Raw genomic sequence first — 16,090 nt, 5'->3', positions numbered from 1 at the left:
AAAGAAGGCTTCTAAGTAAAATAAATAACGAGCTTCTAAATTTAGAGGCTAAAAAGTAACTAATTAATGCCATTAGCATTTATTAGATAGAAAATGTTTATAGATATTAGCTTTGTTAATTAGTTGACAAATCCAAAGCTATAAACTAAAATTTTACTTGTCTGATATCTTTTGGCTGATGTCAGACAAGTTAGAAAGCCCCAAATTCTCTAACCGCAGACAAGAGAATATGGCTACTTATGGGGCTTTGCAATTTAAAATCTAGGAGGAAGAGAAAAGTGGCAAGAGTTTATAACTTTAGTGCAGGTCCAGCTGTTTTACCTGAGGAAGTATTAAAAGAAGCAGCAGACGAAATGTTAGATTATAAGGGTTCTGGTCAGTCCGTAATGGAAATGAGTCATAGATCTAAGGTTTATGATGCAATCATTAAAGAGGCTGAGAAGGATTTAAGAGATCTATTAAACATTCCTGATAACTACAAGGTATTATTCCTTCAGGGTGGTGCATCACAGTTCTTTGCTGAAGTACCAATGAATCTTATGAAGAATAAGAAGGCTGGTTATGTTATTACAGGCCAGTGGGCTAAGAAGGCCTTTGCTGAAGCTAAGATTTATGGTGAGGCTGTCGAATTAGCATCTTCTGCTGATAAGACTTTCTCATATATTCCTGATTGCTCAGATTTACCTATTACAGATGATATGGATTATGTATACATTTGTGAAAATAATACAATTTACGGAACAAAGTATAAGACTCTTCCTAATACAAAGGGTAAGTTACTTGTATCTGATGTATCTTCATGCTTCTTATCTGAACCTATGGATGTAACTAAGTATGGAGTAGTATATGGTGGTGTTCAAAAGAATATTGGACCTGCTGGTGTAGTTATTGCAATTATTAGAGAAGATTTAATTACAGACGATGTATTAGAAGGTACTCCAACAATGCTTAAGTGGAAGACTCAAAGTGATAATGATTCACTTTATAATACACCTCCTTGTTATAATATTTATATTTGCGGTAAGGTATTTAAGTGGATTAAGAAAATGGGTGGCCTTAGCGCTATGAAGGAACATAACGAGAAGAAGGCTAAGATTCTTTACGATTTCCTTGATGAATCTAAGATGTTTAAGGGAACTGTTCGTAAGGAAGATAGATCACTTATGAATGTACCATTTGTAACAGATAGCGAAGAGCTTAATGCTAAATTCATTAAGGAAGCAGCTGAAGCTGGTTTTGTTAACTTAAAGGGACACAGAACAGTAGGCGGTATGAGAGCTTCTATTTACAATGCTATGCCAATTGAAGGTGTAGAAAAGTTAGTAGAATTCATGAGAGAATTTGAAAAGAAGAACGCTTAATACTTAGTGAATTGTTAAAAGGGAGATTAAAATGGTTAACGTACATTGTTTAAATAATATAGCTAGCTGTGGTTTAGACCTATTCACAGCAGATTATAATACAGAAAGTTCATATGAAGATGCAAATGTAGTTTTAGTAAGATCTGCAAAGATGCATGATTTAGACCTTTCTAATAATTTAGTAGCAATTGCAAGAGCTGGTGCTGGTGTTAATAACATCCCTCTTGAAAAGTGCGCTGAGGCTGGTGTTGTAGTATTTAATACACCTGGTGCTAATGCTAATGCTGTTAAGGAGCAGGTACTTGCTACAATGTTACTTGCTTCTCGTGATTTAATTGGCGGTAATAAGTGGGTAGAAGATAATAAGGATGATGCTGATATTGCTAAGACAACAGAAAAAGCTAAGAAGGCTTTTGCTGGTAGAGAAATTGCAGGCAAGAAGCTTGGTGTAATTGGTCTTGGTGCTATTGGACAGTTAGTTGCTAATGCAGCTATTAGTCTTGGCATGGAGGTTTATGGTTATGATCCATATCTTTCAGTAGCAGCAGCTCTAAATCTTTCAAGAGAAGTAAAGCATGTTATTGATGTTAATGATATCTATAAGGAGTGTAATTATATTACAGTACATGTACCAGCACTTGATTCAACAAAGGGCATGATTGGTAAGGATGCCTTTGAATTAATGCAGGATGGAACAGTAATTATTAACTGTGCAAGAGATGTATTAGTTGATGAGGATGTTATTGGAGATTATTTAAAATCTGGTAGAGTTAAGTGCTACGTTACAGATTTCCCAAATCCTAAGACAGCTAATATGGAGGGTGCTCTTTGTTTCCCTCATCTTGGTGCTTCTACAGCAGAAGCTGAAGATAACTGTGCTATTATGGCAGTTAATGAAGTTAGTGATTTCATCGAGAATGGTAATATTAAGAATTCTGTAAACTATCCAGCTTGTAATTTAGGTGTTTGTGCTACTGAAAGTAGAGTTGCAGTTTGCCATAAGAACGTACCAGCTGTAATTTCTAAGATTACATCTGCTATGGGTGGAGCAAATGTAAACATTGAGTCTATGGCTAATGCTTCAAGAGGAGAGTATGCATATTCATTACTTGATCTAGATAAGCAGCCAGATACTTCAATTATTACAGAACTTGCTTCTATTGAAGGCGTTATTAAGGTAAGAGTTGTAAAGTAAAATAGATAGTGATATAATTTTTAGCGGGTATTGAGAGGTTAACTTTCAATACCCCTTTATTTTTTTGTTTATTTAGGAGTAATTTATGCAAATAGAGAAGAAATCAACAGTTAAAGACATGACAGAGGGAAATATTGGAAAACAACTTATTTTGTTTATGATTCCTTTGCTTGTAGGTAACATTTTTCAACAGCTATATAATACGATTGATAGTATTGTAGTTGGTAATTATGTAGGAAAGGACGCTCTTGCCGCAGTAACAAGTACATCACCAATTTCAATTATGCTTGTGGGATTTTTTATGGGTATGTCAACAGGTGCTGGTGTAATTGTTTCTCAATATTTTGGTGCTAAAGATGAGAAATCCTTAAGAAAAAGTATTCATACGGCTATTATGTTAACTATTATTTTAGGCGTGGCATTTATGATTATTGGATATTTAATTACTCCAATAATGCTTAAGCTTATGGATACACCTGATTCAGTAATGGCAGATGCCAACACTTATCTTAGAACTTACTTTTTAGGAATCTTAGGCCTTATGCTTTATAATATGGCCTCAGGAATTTTAAGGGCTGTAGGTGATTCTAAGACTCCGCTATACATTTTAATATTTAGCTCAATCCTTAATATTATTCTAGATTTATTCTTTGTAATCGTGCTTAAATTAGGAGTTGCAGGCGTGGCCTATGCAACAATTATTTCTCAGTTTTTATCAGCTGTAATTGTAATAGGCATGCTTCTTTTAAGTAAAGATATTTATAGCCTAAGATTAAAGGAATTAAGAATTGATATGCCAATTCTAAAAAAGATAGTAAAGGTAGGACTTCCAGCAGGACTTCAAACAGCCATCGTTTCATTTTCAAATGTATTCGTTCAGTCTTATATCAATCACTTTGGGGCAGAGGCCGCTGCTGCTTGGGGCGTTTATAGTAGAATTGATGCCTTTGTTATTTTACCAATGCAGAGTATGGGACTTTCAATTACAACCTTTGTTGGACAGAATGCAGGTGCCGGTAAGAAAAAGAGAATTAGAGATGGTATTAGAATTGCCATGATTATGGCTATTGTTATAACTACAGTTATTTGTTTGCCTCTAGTTTACTTTGCACCAAAGATTGTAGTTTTGTTTAATAAGGAAGCACAGGTAATTGCCTTTGCAGCCCTCTTTATTAGAGTTAACGAGCTCTTTGATATTGTAGCTTGCACAAACCAGATTCAAGCCGGTGCCCTAAGAGGAGTGGGTAATGCCATAGTTCCTTCAATAGTTATGATTTTTAGTTTTGTATTTTTTAGACAAATATATCTAAAAATCGTATCTATGCTAACAAGCTCAATTATACCTATTGCCTGGGGTTATCCTGCAGGATGGATTTGTTGTAGTATAGTGCTTTTTATTTATTTTAGATTTAATAAAATAGCCTAAAAGTTTCTATAAATAATTGTAATAAACTAACTTCAATGATACAATAAAATACGTGGAAAAATGATTTAAACAATGGTTTTTTATCATTATGAGGAACTGGTAAAGAACAGATTTGTTTAGCAAAACTATTGCATTTGGAGGAAGTTTTATGGCAATAATTAGACCATTTGAATGTGTAAGACCTAACACAGAGGTGGCATCAAGATTTGCGGCTCTCCCTTATGATGTTTATAACAGGGAAGAGGCAACAAAGGAAGTAGAAAGAGAACCAATGTCTTTTTTAAAAATTGATAGGGCAGAAACTCAATTTGGCGAAGACGTTGATACTTATGCGGATGAGGTATATTTAAAGGCAAGAGAGCTATTTTTAAAGGCCCTTGAAGATGGCACTTTAATTACAGATAGCGACAAGGCCTATTATATATATGAATTAACAATGGATAACAGAACACAGACAGGTATTGTGGCAACTGCATCTATTGATGATTATGAGAATAATGTAATTAAGAAACACGAGAATACTAGAGCCGATAAAGAAGCTGATAGAATAAGACATGTAGATAGTCTATCAGCTCAAACTGGCCCTATCTTTTTAGCATATAGAGCTAATGCTGTTATTAATGAAGAGGTAAGAAAGGCTAAGGAAAGTAAGCCTCTATACTCTTTTGTATCAGAGGATGGCATTAAGCATAGAGTATTTAAGATTAGTAATCCTGAATCAATTTCCTGCATTAGACAGGCTTTTGAAAAAATTGATTCTATCTATATAGCAGATGGCCACCATAGAGCAGCTTCAGCTGTTAAGGTTGGCTTAAAGCGTCGAGCTGAAGCTAAAAACTATACAGGGGAAGAAGAGTTTAATTTCTTCCTTTCAGTTTTATTCCCAGATGAAGAATTAATGATTATGGACTATAATAGAGTCGTTAAGGACTTGAATGGGTTAACAGTTGCACAGTTTATAAAGGCCTTAGAGGATAAGGGCTTTAATGTGAAAAAGGCAACTAAGCCAGTTAAACCTAATAAGAAAGCAAGTTTTGGTATGTATATAGAGGAAACTTGGTATGAATTAGAGGCAAGAGAAGAGATTTTATCAGAAGATCCTGTAGATGGACTTGATGTGGCAATTTTACAAAACAATTGCTTAACTCCACTTCTTGGAATATCAGATCCAAAGACAGATAAAAGGATTGACTTTGTTGGTGGAATCAGAGGTTTAAAGGAATTAGAGGATAGATGCCATAAAGATTGCGTTTTAGCATTTTCAATGTATCCAACTTCTATTCAGGAATTGTTTGCAGTAGCAGATGCTAGTAGACTAATGCCTCCTAAATCAACTTGGTTTGAGCCAAAGCTTCGTTCAGGATTATTTATCCATAGAATTTAATCAAATAAATTCTTAAAATTTTATTGGAAATATAAGAGGTATTATTATGATTCACGAAAGCTTTGAAATCGATATAGACTACGAAAAATTAGGTCTAAAACATGATTGTAAAAAAGCGACAATAACAACTTATATTAAGGATTCCTATCCTAATGATCAGGATAAGTTTAATAGACCTTTAATTGTTATTTTCCCAGGAGGTGGTTATCACCATCATTCTGTAAGAGAGGCAGAACCTATTGCAATTAAGATGATGGATTATGGCTTTAATGCAATTGTTGTTCGATATTCGCTTATGCCAAATACTTATCCTTGCCAGTTATATGAAGCTTGTGCTGCTATGAAATATGTTAGAGATAATGCAGCAAAATGGGATACTAATCCAGATAATATTGTAATTGCAGGTTTTTCAGCAGGCGCTCATGTGGCAGGACTTCTTGGAACTAAGTGGAATACTAGGGAAGTTGACCCTATCTTAAAGGAGCTAAATTGTGATAGGGAATATATAAAGCCTAACAAGATGATGCTTGGTTATCCTGTTATTTCTTCAGGAGAATGTGCTCATAGAGCTTCTTTTGAAAGACTTATATATGGTGGCACTAAAAACGAATTAGAAGGTCAAAGACTAGAAGGAATTGCTGGTCAGGATGGAGATTTAACTGGTGGAATGCTAACAGGAGATAGGGATTATCTTTATGAAGAATTGTCTTTGGAAAAATGTGTCACAAAGGATACTCCAACAACTTTCCTTTGGCATACTTTCACTGATGCTTCAGTGCCAGTAAAGAATTCTTTACTAATGGCAGAAAGCCTTGAGGCTAACAATATTCCTTTCGAATATCATGTATTTCCAAAGGGACATCATGGTTCGGCTTTAGGAACAAAGGAAACCGCATCTAAAAACCTAGGTCACTACGAACCAAGTCTTGCAATATGGACTAAGATGTTTAAAAATTTTGTCTTAGGAGAACTTGTCTTATAATAATGGAGAAATTGTAAAAAGTAGACATACGGGAATTGTATAAAATAGACATTAAGAAAAGATAAAAATGATAGAGTAGATATAAAATGGGAGGTAGAAAAATGAATAAGAAATTGTACAGCGTTATGAATTGGCCAGAAATTGAAGGGATTGTTTATGCAGAAGCTAGTAATCCCTTCAGTTTACTGGGATCACATTTAATTAAGGAAGGTAATTTAATCCAGATTTTTAGACCGGATGCAGTAGCTGTGGCGGTTAAGGTAGATGGAAAGAATTATGAATTAGAAAAGGTAGACGAGGCTGGCTTTTTTGCATGTCTTATTCCTTCAAAAAAGAAAAAGCTAGATTATAGTGTAATTATAGAGGATGTTAAGGGTAAGACTATTAGCTATAAAGATGCTTATTCCTTTGATACATTTTCAAAAGCAACAGTCTTTAAAAACTTCTTTGCAGGTATGGAGTATAAGGCAAATGAAATCTTTAGCCCTAAGTTAACTAGTATTGATGGAGTAGAAGGCTGTCTATTTACTGTTTGGGTAGAAGATGCAATTAGAGTTAGTGTGGTAGCAGATTTTAACAACTGGGATGGACGTATTCATCAGATGGAAAAAATTGATGATAGAGGTATTTTCCAGCTCTTCATTCCTGGAGTTACTGCTGGGGCTAAGTATCTATATGAGATTAAGGTTAGAGGTCAAAAGGTTTATAGAAAGTTTGACCCTTACGCAATTGAGATGTCAAAAAAGCCTGAAGATTGCTGTATTGTCAGGGAAGATAAATTAGAGGCTAATATTGTTAAATTTAAGACTAAAAATAGTGATGCCCCTATTAGAATCTATGAATTAAATCTAGATGCCTGGAGTAAGAAATCTGAAGCAAAGACTTATAAATATTTGGCAAATGATATTATTTCCTATGTTAAAAAGGTTGGCTATAACTATATTGATTTAATGCCAATAGCACACTACCTAAATGATAAGACCTATGGATACACAACAGTTTCTATGTTTGCTCCTAGTTCTAGATTTGGTAGCCCAAAGGACTTCCTTGAATTTGTTAATGAATTCCATAAAAATGGCATTGGAGTAATTATTGATTGGAATTGCGCTTACTTTGGAACAGATGCTAGAGGCTTAGATAAGTTTAACGGAACTAATATTTATGGTGGCCTAAAGCCTATTCTTGAAAAAGATGAGACTTGGGATGTTTATACCTACGATTATTATAACAACTGTGTTTTATCTTTCCTTTATAGTAGTTTATATTACTGGATTGAGAATTTCTCAATTGATGGAATTAGAATAGATAGTCTTGCATCAATGCTCTATCTTGATTATGGCAAGGAAGCAGGAAGCTGGATTCCTAATATTTATGGTGGTAATGAGAATTTAGCTGCAATTGATTTTATTAAGAAGGTAAATAAGATTGCAACTAAAGAAGGCATAATTACTATAGCTGATGAAACTAGTGGTTGGATTGGAATTACAAAGACTTTTGATGGTGATAATTTAGGATTTGATTATTTACAAAACAAGAACTGGACAGAGGAATATTTAAATTTCTATGAACAAGATCCTTTATTTAGAAAAGGTTTATATGAGAATTTAACCTTCCCTATGGTTTATCATTTTAATGAAAAATTTATTCAGAAATTTTCAAGTGCAGACCTTTATGGAACTGGAGTTTCTCTTTATTCATTAGCAGCTGGTAAAGATGATGAAGAAAAAAAATCCGATTTACGTACAGCTCTTGCTTATCTTTATTTCTATCCAGGTTCTAAGATGATTGCTTTTGGTCAAGATTTAGGACTTGATATGACAAATCCTGCAAAAAAGGAAGCATGGGAATTAGTTGATGAGAATGGAGAAAACTATATTAAGTCATTAAATGGATTTTTAGATAAATATGCAGATGTATTTAAGAATGATAATAATGAAGATTCTTTTGAATGGTTAGAAAATAATAATGCAACAGAGACTGTTTTAAGCTTTGCAAGAAAATCTGCAAAGGGTAAGATTTTAACAGTAGTATTTAACTTTACACCAGTAGAAAGAAAAGCATATAGATTATTCGTTTGTGAAGAAGGTAAATATAAGGAATGCTTTAATTCTTCTTTAAAAGAATTTGGTGGAAATTTGGCTAAAACAAAAACTGTATATAGATCAGATAGAGAAGACGAACATCCTGATGCAAGAAAATTTATTGATATTGACATTCCAGGATTTAGTGCTGTTTGTTATGAATGTGAGGCTTATACAGAAGAAGAAATTGAAGAGAATAAGATATTAAAGGAGGCTGCAGTTGCTAAAAAGAATGCTGAGGATAAAGCTAAAATAGCTAAAGAATTAGCAACTAAAGCAGAAGAAGAGGCAAGAGTTGCCCTTGAAGCAGAAAAGAAGGCTAAACAAAAAGCTGATGAAGCTGTTAGAGCTAAGGAAGAGGCTGAAAGAAAAGCAAAGGAAGCAATTAAAGCCTCTATAAGAATAGACGAAGAGACAAAATTACGCTTAGAGAAGTTAAGAGCTAAGCTTAATTTAAAAGATGATAAATCTAAGAAGTCTATAAGTAAAAGAACTAAGAAATAGGATGGTTTAAGTTATGTTAGAAGTATTAAATTCTACATCTGTAAATGATGCAACTACACAGATGACAACTTTTTTTTCAAAAGAAAATTTAATGAATCTAATTACTGATTTTTGCAATTGGGCAGTTGGAGCAGTGGGTACTCTTGTTCTTGCAATTGTAATATGGATTATTGGAAAAAAGATAATTAAGGCAGTAGGAAAATTTTTAAGGAAAGTGCTTGATAGGGGAAAGCTAGATGAAGGGGTTAAAACTTTTGTGTTATCAGCAGCAAGAGTGCTTTTATACATTTTCTTATTTATTATTGTAGTTGATACTTTGGGATTTCAAACTACTTCCTTAATAACACTTTTAGGTACAGGTGCCCTGGCTATTGGTATGTCATTACAAGGAAGTTTGTCAAATTTTGCAGGAGGAGTTTTGATACTTATATTTAAACCATTTACTATTGGTGATTATATTGTGGCGCAAAATTCTGAGGGTAGTGTAGTTTCTATAGGTATCCTTTATACTAAACTTAGAACAGTAGATAACAAAGTAATCATGTTACCAAATGGTACACTTAGTAATTCTAATATTACAAATGTTGGTGCAGAAAATTTACGTAGACTTGATATTGAAGTGGGAATATCTTATGAGGCTGATATTAAGGATGCAAAAAGAGTTTTATCTGAAATTATTGCAAAGAGAAAAAATATCCTTACATCAGCTGGAAAAGAACCTAGAGTTATTGTTAAGAGCTTAGATGATTCTTGTGTAACACTTGAGACAAGAACATGGTTAAAAACTGAAGATTATTGGGATACAAAATTTGAATTGCTAGAAGAATATAAAGAAGAACTTGAAAAGAATAATATTAGTATTCCGTATAACCAAATGGATGTGCATATAATTTAATATTAATGGGGGGATGTATGAAAAAAATTTTTTGTGTTACATTAAGTTGTATGTTTATTTTTTTATCAGCATGTAGTAAAACAAGTGAAAGTGAAACAGAAGAAAAATTATCAGAAGAATTCACTTATGAACAAACATCTGAGTTAATAGATAATAGTGGACAAAAATATTATAATGTTAATAGCTGGGTTAGAAAACCCGAACTTGATTTTTATAATACACAAAATAATCTGATAGAAGCATACTATCCTAATCAATATTTTGAAAGTGGAATATATACAATATTAGATGATATAAATGCTGTAAATGTATCAATAAAAACACCTATAGGAACGGATATGATTAAAGATTATTTTTGTGAAGGGCTCTCTTTCTTTAAAAATAGTAAAATACCAATTATACAGAATAATGAAATTATAGATTATTATATTGATAATGAAGCAGTAGGTTCTGGACTTTTATATGGGGATGTTTCAGAAAACTCGTCATCAGTATTTGATCCAGATAATTATATGACAAATATAATAAATCATATACGATGCAGATGTGATGTATTACCTTTTTCAGCAGCATTATATGAAGATTTTTTTGAATGTGATATGAGCTTTCAACTTGATATTTATGGAGTATCAAAAGAATACTTTAATGATAAATTGGGAACGTATACATATTCATGGACGCAATATGAAGAATATTGTAAAGGAATAGAAGAAGATTATAAAAGTTTTGATCATTTATCTAGCTATAATTTAGATGAATCGGGTGTATATTATATAGATTTTACTCAATATAATGATGAATACGAAGATTATTATATAGTTGTAACAGATATTTCAGAGGAAAATATTACATATTTGTTTAAAGGACAAAATGGATATATGGTTAACGATGCGAATGCATATCAGAAATGGAGAGAGGATAATAAAGATAAGTTTATAAATTAATATTGACCGATTAAAGCCAAACTATTGTAATATATAAAAAATATGATAAAATAAATTTACAAAATTTTTTTATGAAATAGGAGGGATTTATGAAACTAAAAAGATTTTTTGTAGCGGCGTTATTGACATCGTCAGTTATATTGTCTTCATTAGCATTGGTATATGCAGGGGAGAATACTGGAACATATGGATATGCTTATCGAAATGTAGAAGGAAGAGATGGAGTGTATAAAATAAGTGCTGGTACAGTAAGAAGAAATGGTGCAGAACAATCATCAATTAATGTAATAAAAACATATTATGATGGTGATGTTCAAACAGAATTTTCAGGTGCGAAAAATGAAGATGTTGTGTACACAAGAGGCTATGAATACATAGAAGATTATGTAACGGTACACAAAACATATAAGAATTCTCGCCCAGTGTATAGTATTACATTGTATAAGTAATAGTAATTAATATTTATAAAATTTAGCAAGTAGATTATAATAATAATCTACTTGTCTAAAGATTATAGATTAAAAAAGGCGATATAATAGAGGGTGAATATGGTAGATGCTAGATTAATTTACAGAATATTTATGAAAAGACCATTATCTATATTTGTTATGACAATAATGTCTATGATTTCTTTTTATATGATTTCCAATGAATTGATGGAAAGTATATCTAATAAAGTTTATACTCAAAGAATTCACAATATGTTTTCAATAAATGAAAGTCGAGTAGGATTGATAAAAATGACTGATGATGTTGAATCAGGAAATATTGATATAAAAAAAGTAAAGCAAGATTTCGAAAAAAGTGAATATATAAAAGGTATTGGTTTTAATTCCTCAGATTATATTTATGAAGGGATAAATGCAGAAGTTTATTTTATTGATGAAAGTATGTTAGCTTCATATAATATTAGTGTGGAAAATGAATTAAAAGAGAATATGTTAAAAGATACAGAATATATACCGGTTGTAGTAGGTTATAATTTAAGGAATAGGTTTAATATAGGTGATGTTATTGATTCATCTATTGGAAATAAATATAGGGTTTATGGCTATTTAGCTAAAGATGATGCTATGTATCATGAACAAAAATTATTTGGGGGATGGACTAATTCTGATTTATATAATTTGGATGATTCATTTGTTGCTATTGTAGATAATGTAGAGGATTTTCGTTTTTTTAATTGGTATTATATAAATTTCTACGTAGATGAAGGTGATTTTAATCTTGCAAAAGAGGAAATTTTAAAAATTGCAGAAAATGATAATATCAACATACAAGTTATAAATAGGGGAGAGGAAATATTAGAAGCACAGGAAGATAATAATATTCTTCATAGTCCCAATCTTTATATCTTAATTGTAGTATTACTAGTTAATATAATTACTATAACTATAATGACAATAACATATGTAATGATTGAAAAAAGGCAATATGGTATTTTATCTATATGTACATATAGTAGAAGAAAGATATCATTTTTAATCATCAAACAGAATGCAATTATAGTCTATTTAGCAGCAATAATTGCTTGGGCCATTAATCAAAAGTTATATAATGGAAGCATTATTATAAAATTAGCAGACTACCCATCAAATTTGCCTTATAAGATAACATTATATAGTACAATGATTATTTTACCATTAGTATTATTTCTTATTGCATCTCTTATTATAGTAATTTCAAGTATGATTCCGGTTATTCTAATAAATAGATATAAAATACCAGAGTTAATTCATAGTAATAATTAAACTAGAGGTGGATTAGAAATGAAAAAAATAATAAATATACTTTTTAGACATAAAATGATATTAATATTTGTTATGATAGGGCAATTTGCAATCTATATAAGTGTATTTGGAATTCTAAATACACTTAATATTGCTGAATTAAAAGAAAAGGATAGGATAGAATCTGTATATAAATCAAGAATAAAAATGGAAATAATGAAATCTTCTGATTCCTCTTTGTTATCAGAGGATTTAAAGAATATTGATAAAGCTAATATTATTATTACAAAAGGCTTGGCTGTGAATTATAAAGAAGCAAATTCGTCATATATAGCAGACCTTATTATAGCTTTAAATGAAGAATTGCCATACAAATTAATAGAGGGACATATACCAGGCACAGATCCAGATGATAAAGGGAAAAATCTTGTAGCAATAGGTAGAGATAAATGTAAATATACATATGAAGAAAATGGGAAAAAATATATTACTCTTGATAACGAAAAATATGAGGTATGTGGTATATTAGGAAGTAAATATTCAGATTTTTGGGATTATAAAATTATATTAAATGTAAATAATATTGGAGATAATATAATAAGTAGAATAAACGAGCTTACGTATTTTAATATAGAGATTTTATCAAATGAAATTAATGTAAGTGATATTTATGAAGATGTTTATGTTGCAATAAAAACATGTAATAATGACGCTGCTATAGATTCATATCAACTTTATGGTAGAGGAGAAAGTGAAATTAGAAATACTTTAGCTAGAAATAACATTAACAAAAAAATATGTATTTTGTTATTTAGTTTATGTAATTGTATTGTAATATCGGAATTCTATTTCCTAGACTATAAAAAAGAAATTGTAATTTATAAAATTCTTGGCGCAAATAATTCATTTATCATAAAAAGATTAATGGTATCATTTGTTGTTATTAGTAGCTTTACATTAATTTTATATGGATTAGTTGCTACATTATTAAATACAATTGGGATGAATGGATTGATGTATTTTAGTGTTAATGCTAAGAATATAATAAGTATGTTTATAGTTATATTATTAGTTACAGCTTTATCTATGATATATCCATATATAAAAATGACAAAATTAAACATTACAAGCATGAGATTAAAGGAGTAGTTATGATAGATATTAAGGGGTTAACAAAAGTTTTTAAAGATGGTGATTATAATAAAGTCGCTTTAGATGATATTAATTTAAAAATCAATGATGGAGAAATGGTTTCTATAATGGGCCCATCTGGTTCAGGAAAATCTACTTTGCTAAATATTATTGCATGCTTTGATGATGTAAGTAAAGGTGAGGTGTATATAAATGATAATAATATAACTTCACTTAAAAAAAGAAAAAAAGAAAAATTTAGAAGAGACAATATAAGCTTTATATTTCAAGATTATGCTTTGTTAGAAAATTTCACATGTTATGAAAATGTAGAATTACCTTTATTAATTAACAAAGTAAGATCAAGAAAGACTAAGACCCTATCTTTATTAGAAAAGATGAATTTGTTAGAAGAGAAGAATAAAAAGATTAATAAATTATCAGGTGGACAAAGACAAAGAGTAGCAATTGCAAGAGCTCTAGCACTTGATACAAATTTAATTCTTGCTGATGAACCTACGGGTGCATTAGATCAAAAAATGGGTGAAGAAGTAACAGATATCTTACGCAGTATTAATAAAGAAGGGAAAACAGTTATTATTGTTACACATGATGAAAAGGTAGCTAATAAAACAGATAGAATTATTAAGCTAATGGATGGAAAAATAATAGATGATATAAAAAACGTTTAGATTAGGTAAAATTAAAGATTAGAAATTATAAAAAGGTTATCAAGTAGCGAAACTTGATAACCTTTTTTGTTCACAAAGAAGTCTTTTTTCATCCACAATTAAAACACATATTTCAATTAACATAATAAATGTAAAGAGGAGATAACATTAGTGTTAAATTGAAAGGAGTAGTTATGGCTATTGAAGTATTTAATAGATATGAAAAAAAGTACATGCTGACAAAGAAAAGTTTTAGAAAGCTTTTAACTAGAATTGAAGATCATATGGATATGGATAAATACAATATAAATGGTAAGCCATACACAATAAGTAATATATATTTTGATACAGATAATGATGCTCTTATAAGAGCTTCAATTGAAAAGCCTGTGTATAAAGAAAAATTAAGAATGAGAGCATATGGCACACCATCACTAGATGATAAGGTTTTTATAGAAATAAAGAAGAAGTATGACGGCATAGTTAATAAGAGACGTACTTCTATGACTCTTAAAGATGCCTATAATTATATACTTAATGACAATCCACCAACACCCGCTTCAGGAAAGATTAATACTCAAGTTTTACATGAAATTGACTATTTTAAAGATTTCTACAAGGTAAAACCTAAGTTATATCTTTCTTATGATAGATATGCATACTTTGAAAAAAATGATGGCGATTTCAGAGTAACATTTGACACAAACATTCAGACAAGACGATATGATGTTGCACTAGAAAAAGGCCAGTATGGAAGTCAGTTACTAGAAGCAGACCAGGTTTTAATGGAAATTAAAATCAGTGGCGCGGTTCCTATGTGGTTTACGAAGATTTTATCAGAATTAAGAGTCTATCCAGTATCATTTTCTAAGTACGGAACGGAGTACAAGAGATATGTATTAGAGAATACTCAAAGAGAATTTATTGAAAATAAAGGAGAAATAATATGTTCGAATCAATTTTATCCTCAGCTACAAGCAGTAGCTTCACTGTAAATGAGTTTTTAATTGCCGAAGTAGTAGCTATTGTTTTAGGTTTAATTATTGGCGTTGCTTATATGGTAGCTTGCAAGAATGACGGTTATTCTAAGAATTTTATCGTGGGTTTATCAATCTTACCAACAGTTGTGGCGGCAGTAATTTTATTTATCGGTAGTGATGTAGCAAGAGCATTTTCAATGGCAGGAGCCCTTACACTTGTTAGATTCCGTTCTGCTCCTGGTAATGCTAAAGACATTTCAGTAGTATTTTTATCTATGGCAACAGGCCTAGGATGTGGTTTAGGTTATATAGGATATGCAGCAATCTTCGCAGTAATAGCAGTAATTCTATTAATTATTTTAAGCTTAAGTACATTTGCAAAAAAGCCATCTAACAAGAAACAGCTTAGAGTAACAATTCCTGAAAACTTAAATTACACAAATGCTTTTAATGATGTCTTTGAAAAATTTGTTAATGAATGTAGACTTACAAGAGTAAAGACAACTAACATGGGTACAATGTTTGAATTGACTTATGAAGTGTCTTTAAAGGATGAATCTAAGGAAAAGAAATTTATTGATGAACTAAGAACTAGAAATGGCAATTTAAATATTATTCTTGGGATGATGCCAGCGGGAAATGAAGGTTCATTAAACGGTTAATTTTGTAGTTATTTGCGCAGCAAATCACTACCCATTATAGTTTTCGTAAAAAGCAGGTTAGAGAAAATCTAACCTGTTCTTTTTTTATCTTTGTATACATGTCCTTTTCTTCCTAAAATTTATTGACTATTTTATTGGAAGAGT

At 31.0% G+C, this 16,090-nt stretch carries 14 protein-coding genes; all 14 read left to right on the top strand.

Annotated features, from left to right (window positions below; genetic code table 11):
* Positions 1-278: 278 nt before the first annotated feature.
* The 14 genes from serC (at position 279) to QVA17_RS04410 (ending at position 15,946) form a co-directional block, all read left to right on the top strand.
* Positions 279-1,361, top strand: a complete 1,083-nt coding sequence (gene serC / locus QVA17_RS04475) for a 3-phosphoserine/phosphohydroxythreonine transaminase (RefSeq protein ID WP_287386741.1) — start codon at positions 279-281, stop codon at positions 1,359-1,361.
* 31 nt (positions 1,362-1,392) lie between these two features.
* Entirely contained in the window at positions 1,393-2,556 is a 1,164-nt protein-coding gene (locus tag QVA17_RS04470) for a phosphoglycerate dehydrogenase (protein ID WP_287386739.1), read from the top strand.
* Positions 2,557-2,641: 85 nt separating this feature from the next.
* The gene (locus QVA17_RS04465; RefSeq protein ID WP_287386737.1) at positions 2,642-3,982 is read left to right on the top strand and encodes an MATE family efflux transporter; all 1,341 of its coding nucleotides are present in this window, start codon (positions 2,642-2,644) and stop codon (positions 3,980-3,982) included.
* 148 nt (positions 3,983-4,130) lie between these two features.
* Positions 4,131-5,366, top strand: coding sequence for a DUF1015 domain-containing protein (locus tag QVA17_RS04460; RefSeq protein ID WP_287386736.1), 1,236 nt, complete (start codon positions 4,131-4,133; stop codon positions 5,364-5,366).
* A 46-nt stretch (positions 5,367-5,412) separates the two neighbouring features.
* Positions 5,413-6,348, top strand: a complete 936-nt coding sequence (locus tag QVA17_RS04455) for an alpha/beta hydrolase (RefSeq protein WP_287386734.1) — start codon at positions 5,413-5,415, stop codon at positions 6,346-6,348.
* Positions 6,349-6,449: 101 nt separating this feature from the next.
* The gene (gene glgB / locus QVA17_RS04450) at positions 6,450-8,933 is read left to right on the top strand and encodes a 1,4-alpha-glucan branching enzyme (RefSeq protein ID WP_287386733.1); all 2,484 of its coding nucleotides are present in this window, start codon (positions 6,450-6,452) and stop codon (positions 8,931-8,933) included.
* Between the two features lie 13 nt (positions 8,934-8,946).
* On the top strand, positions 8,947-9,828 hold the full coding sequence (locus tag QVA17_RS04445; protein WP_287386731.1) for a mechanosensitive ion channel family protein: 882 nt from the start codon (positions 8,947-8,949) through the stop codon (positions 9,826-9,828).
* Between the two features lie 17 nt (positions 9,829-9,845).
* Positions 9,846-10,772 carry a hypothetical protein gene (locus QVA17_RS04440; protein ID WP_287386730.1) on the top strand — a complete coding sequence of 309 codons (927 nt, stop codon included), beginning with the start codon at positions 9,846-9,848 and terminating at the stop codon, positions 10,770-10,772.
* 89 nt (positions 10,773-10,861) lie between these two features.
* On the top strand, positions 10,862-11,221 hold the full coding sequence (locus tag QVA17_RS04435; protein ID WP_287386728.1) for a hypothetical protein: 360 nt from the start codon (positions 10,862-10,864) through the stop codon (positions 11,219-11,221).
* A gap of 99 nt (positions 11,222-11,320) precedes the next feature.
* Entirely contained in the window at positions 11,321-12,523 is a 1,203-nt protein-coding gene (locus QVA17_RS04430) for a hypothetical protein (RefSeq protein ID WP_287386727.1), read from the top strand.
* Between the two features lie 18 nt (positions 12,524-12,541).
* Positions 12,542-13,651, top strand: a complete 1,110-nt coding sequence (locus QVA17_RS04425; RefSeq protein ID WP_287386725.1) for an ABC transporter permease — start codon at positions 12,542-12,544, stop codon at positions 13,649-13,651.
* 2 nt (positions 13,652-13,653) lie between these two features.
* A complete protein-coding gene (locus tag QVA17_RS04420) occupies positions 13,654-14,325 on the top strand; it encodes an ABC transporter ATP-binding protein (RefSeq protein WP_034246576.1) in 672 nt (223 codons plus the stop codon).
* A 173-nt stretch (positions 14,326-14,498) separates the two neighbouring features.
* Positions 14,499-15,299 carry a polyphosphate polymerase domain-containing protein gene (locus QVA17_RS04415; protein WP_287386723.1) on the top strand — a complete coding sequence of 267 codons (801 nt, stop codon included), beginning with the start codon at positions 14,499-14,501 and terminating at the stop codon, positions 15,297-15,299.
* Entirely contained in the window at positions 15,251-15,946 is a 696-nt protein-coding gene (locus QVA17_RS04410) for a DUF4956 domain-containing protein (RefSeq protein ID WP_287386721.1), read from the top strand. Before QVA17_RS04415 ends, QVA17_RS04410 begins: the two co-directional genes overlap by 49 nt.
* Positions 15,947-16,090: the final 144 nt, after the last annotated feature.

The organism is Lachnospira sp., assembly GCF_016290755.1.
Taxonomy (GTDB): Bacteria; Bacillota; Clostridia; order Lachnospirales; family Lachnospiraceae; genus Lachnospira; species Lachnospira multipara.
This window is presented reverse-complemented; position numbering and strand designations above follow the sequence as displayed.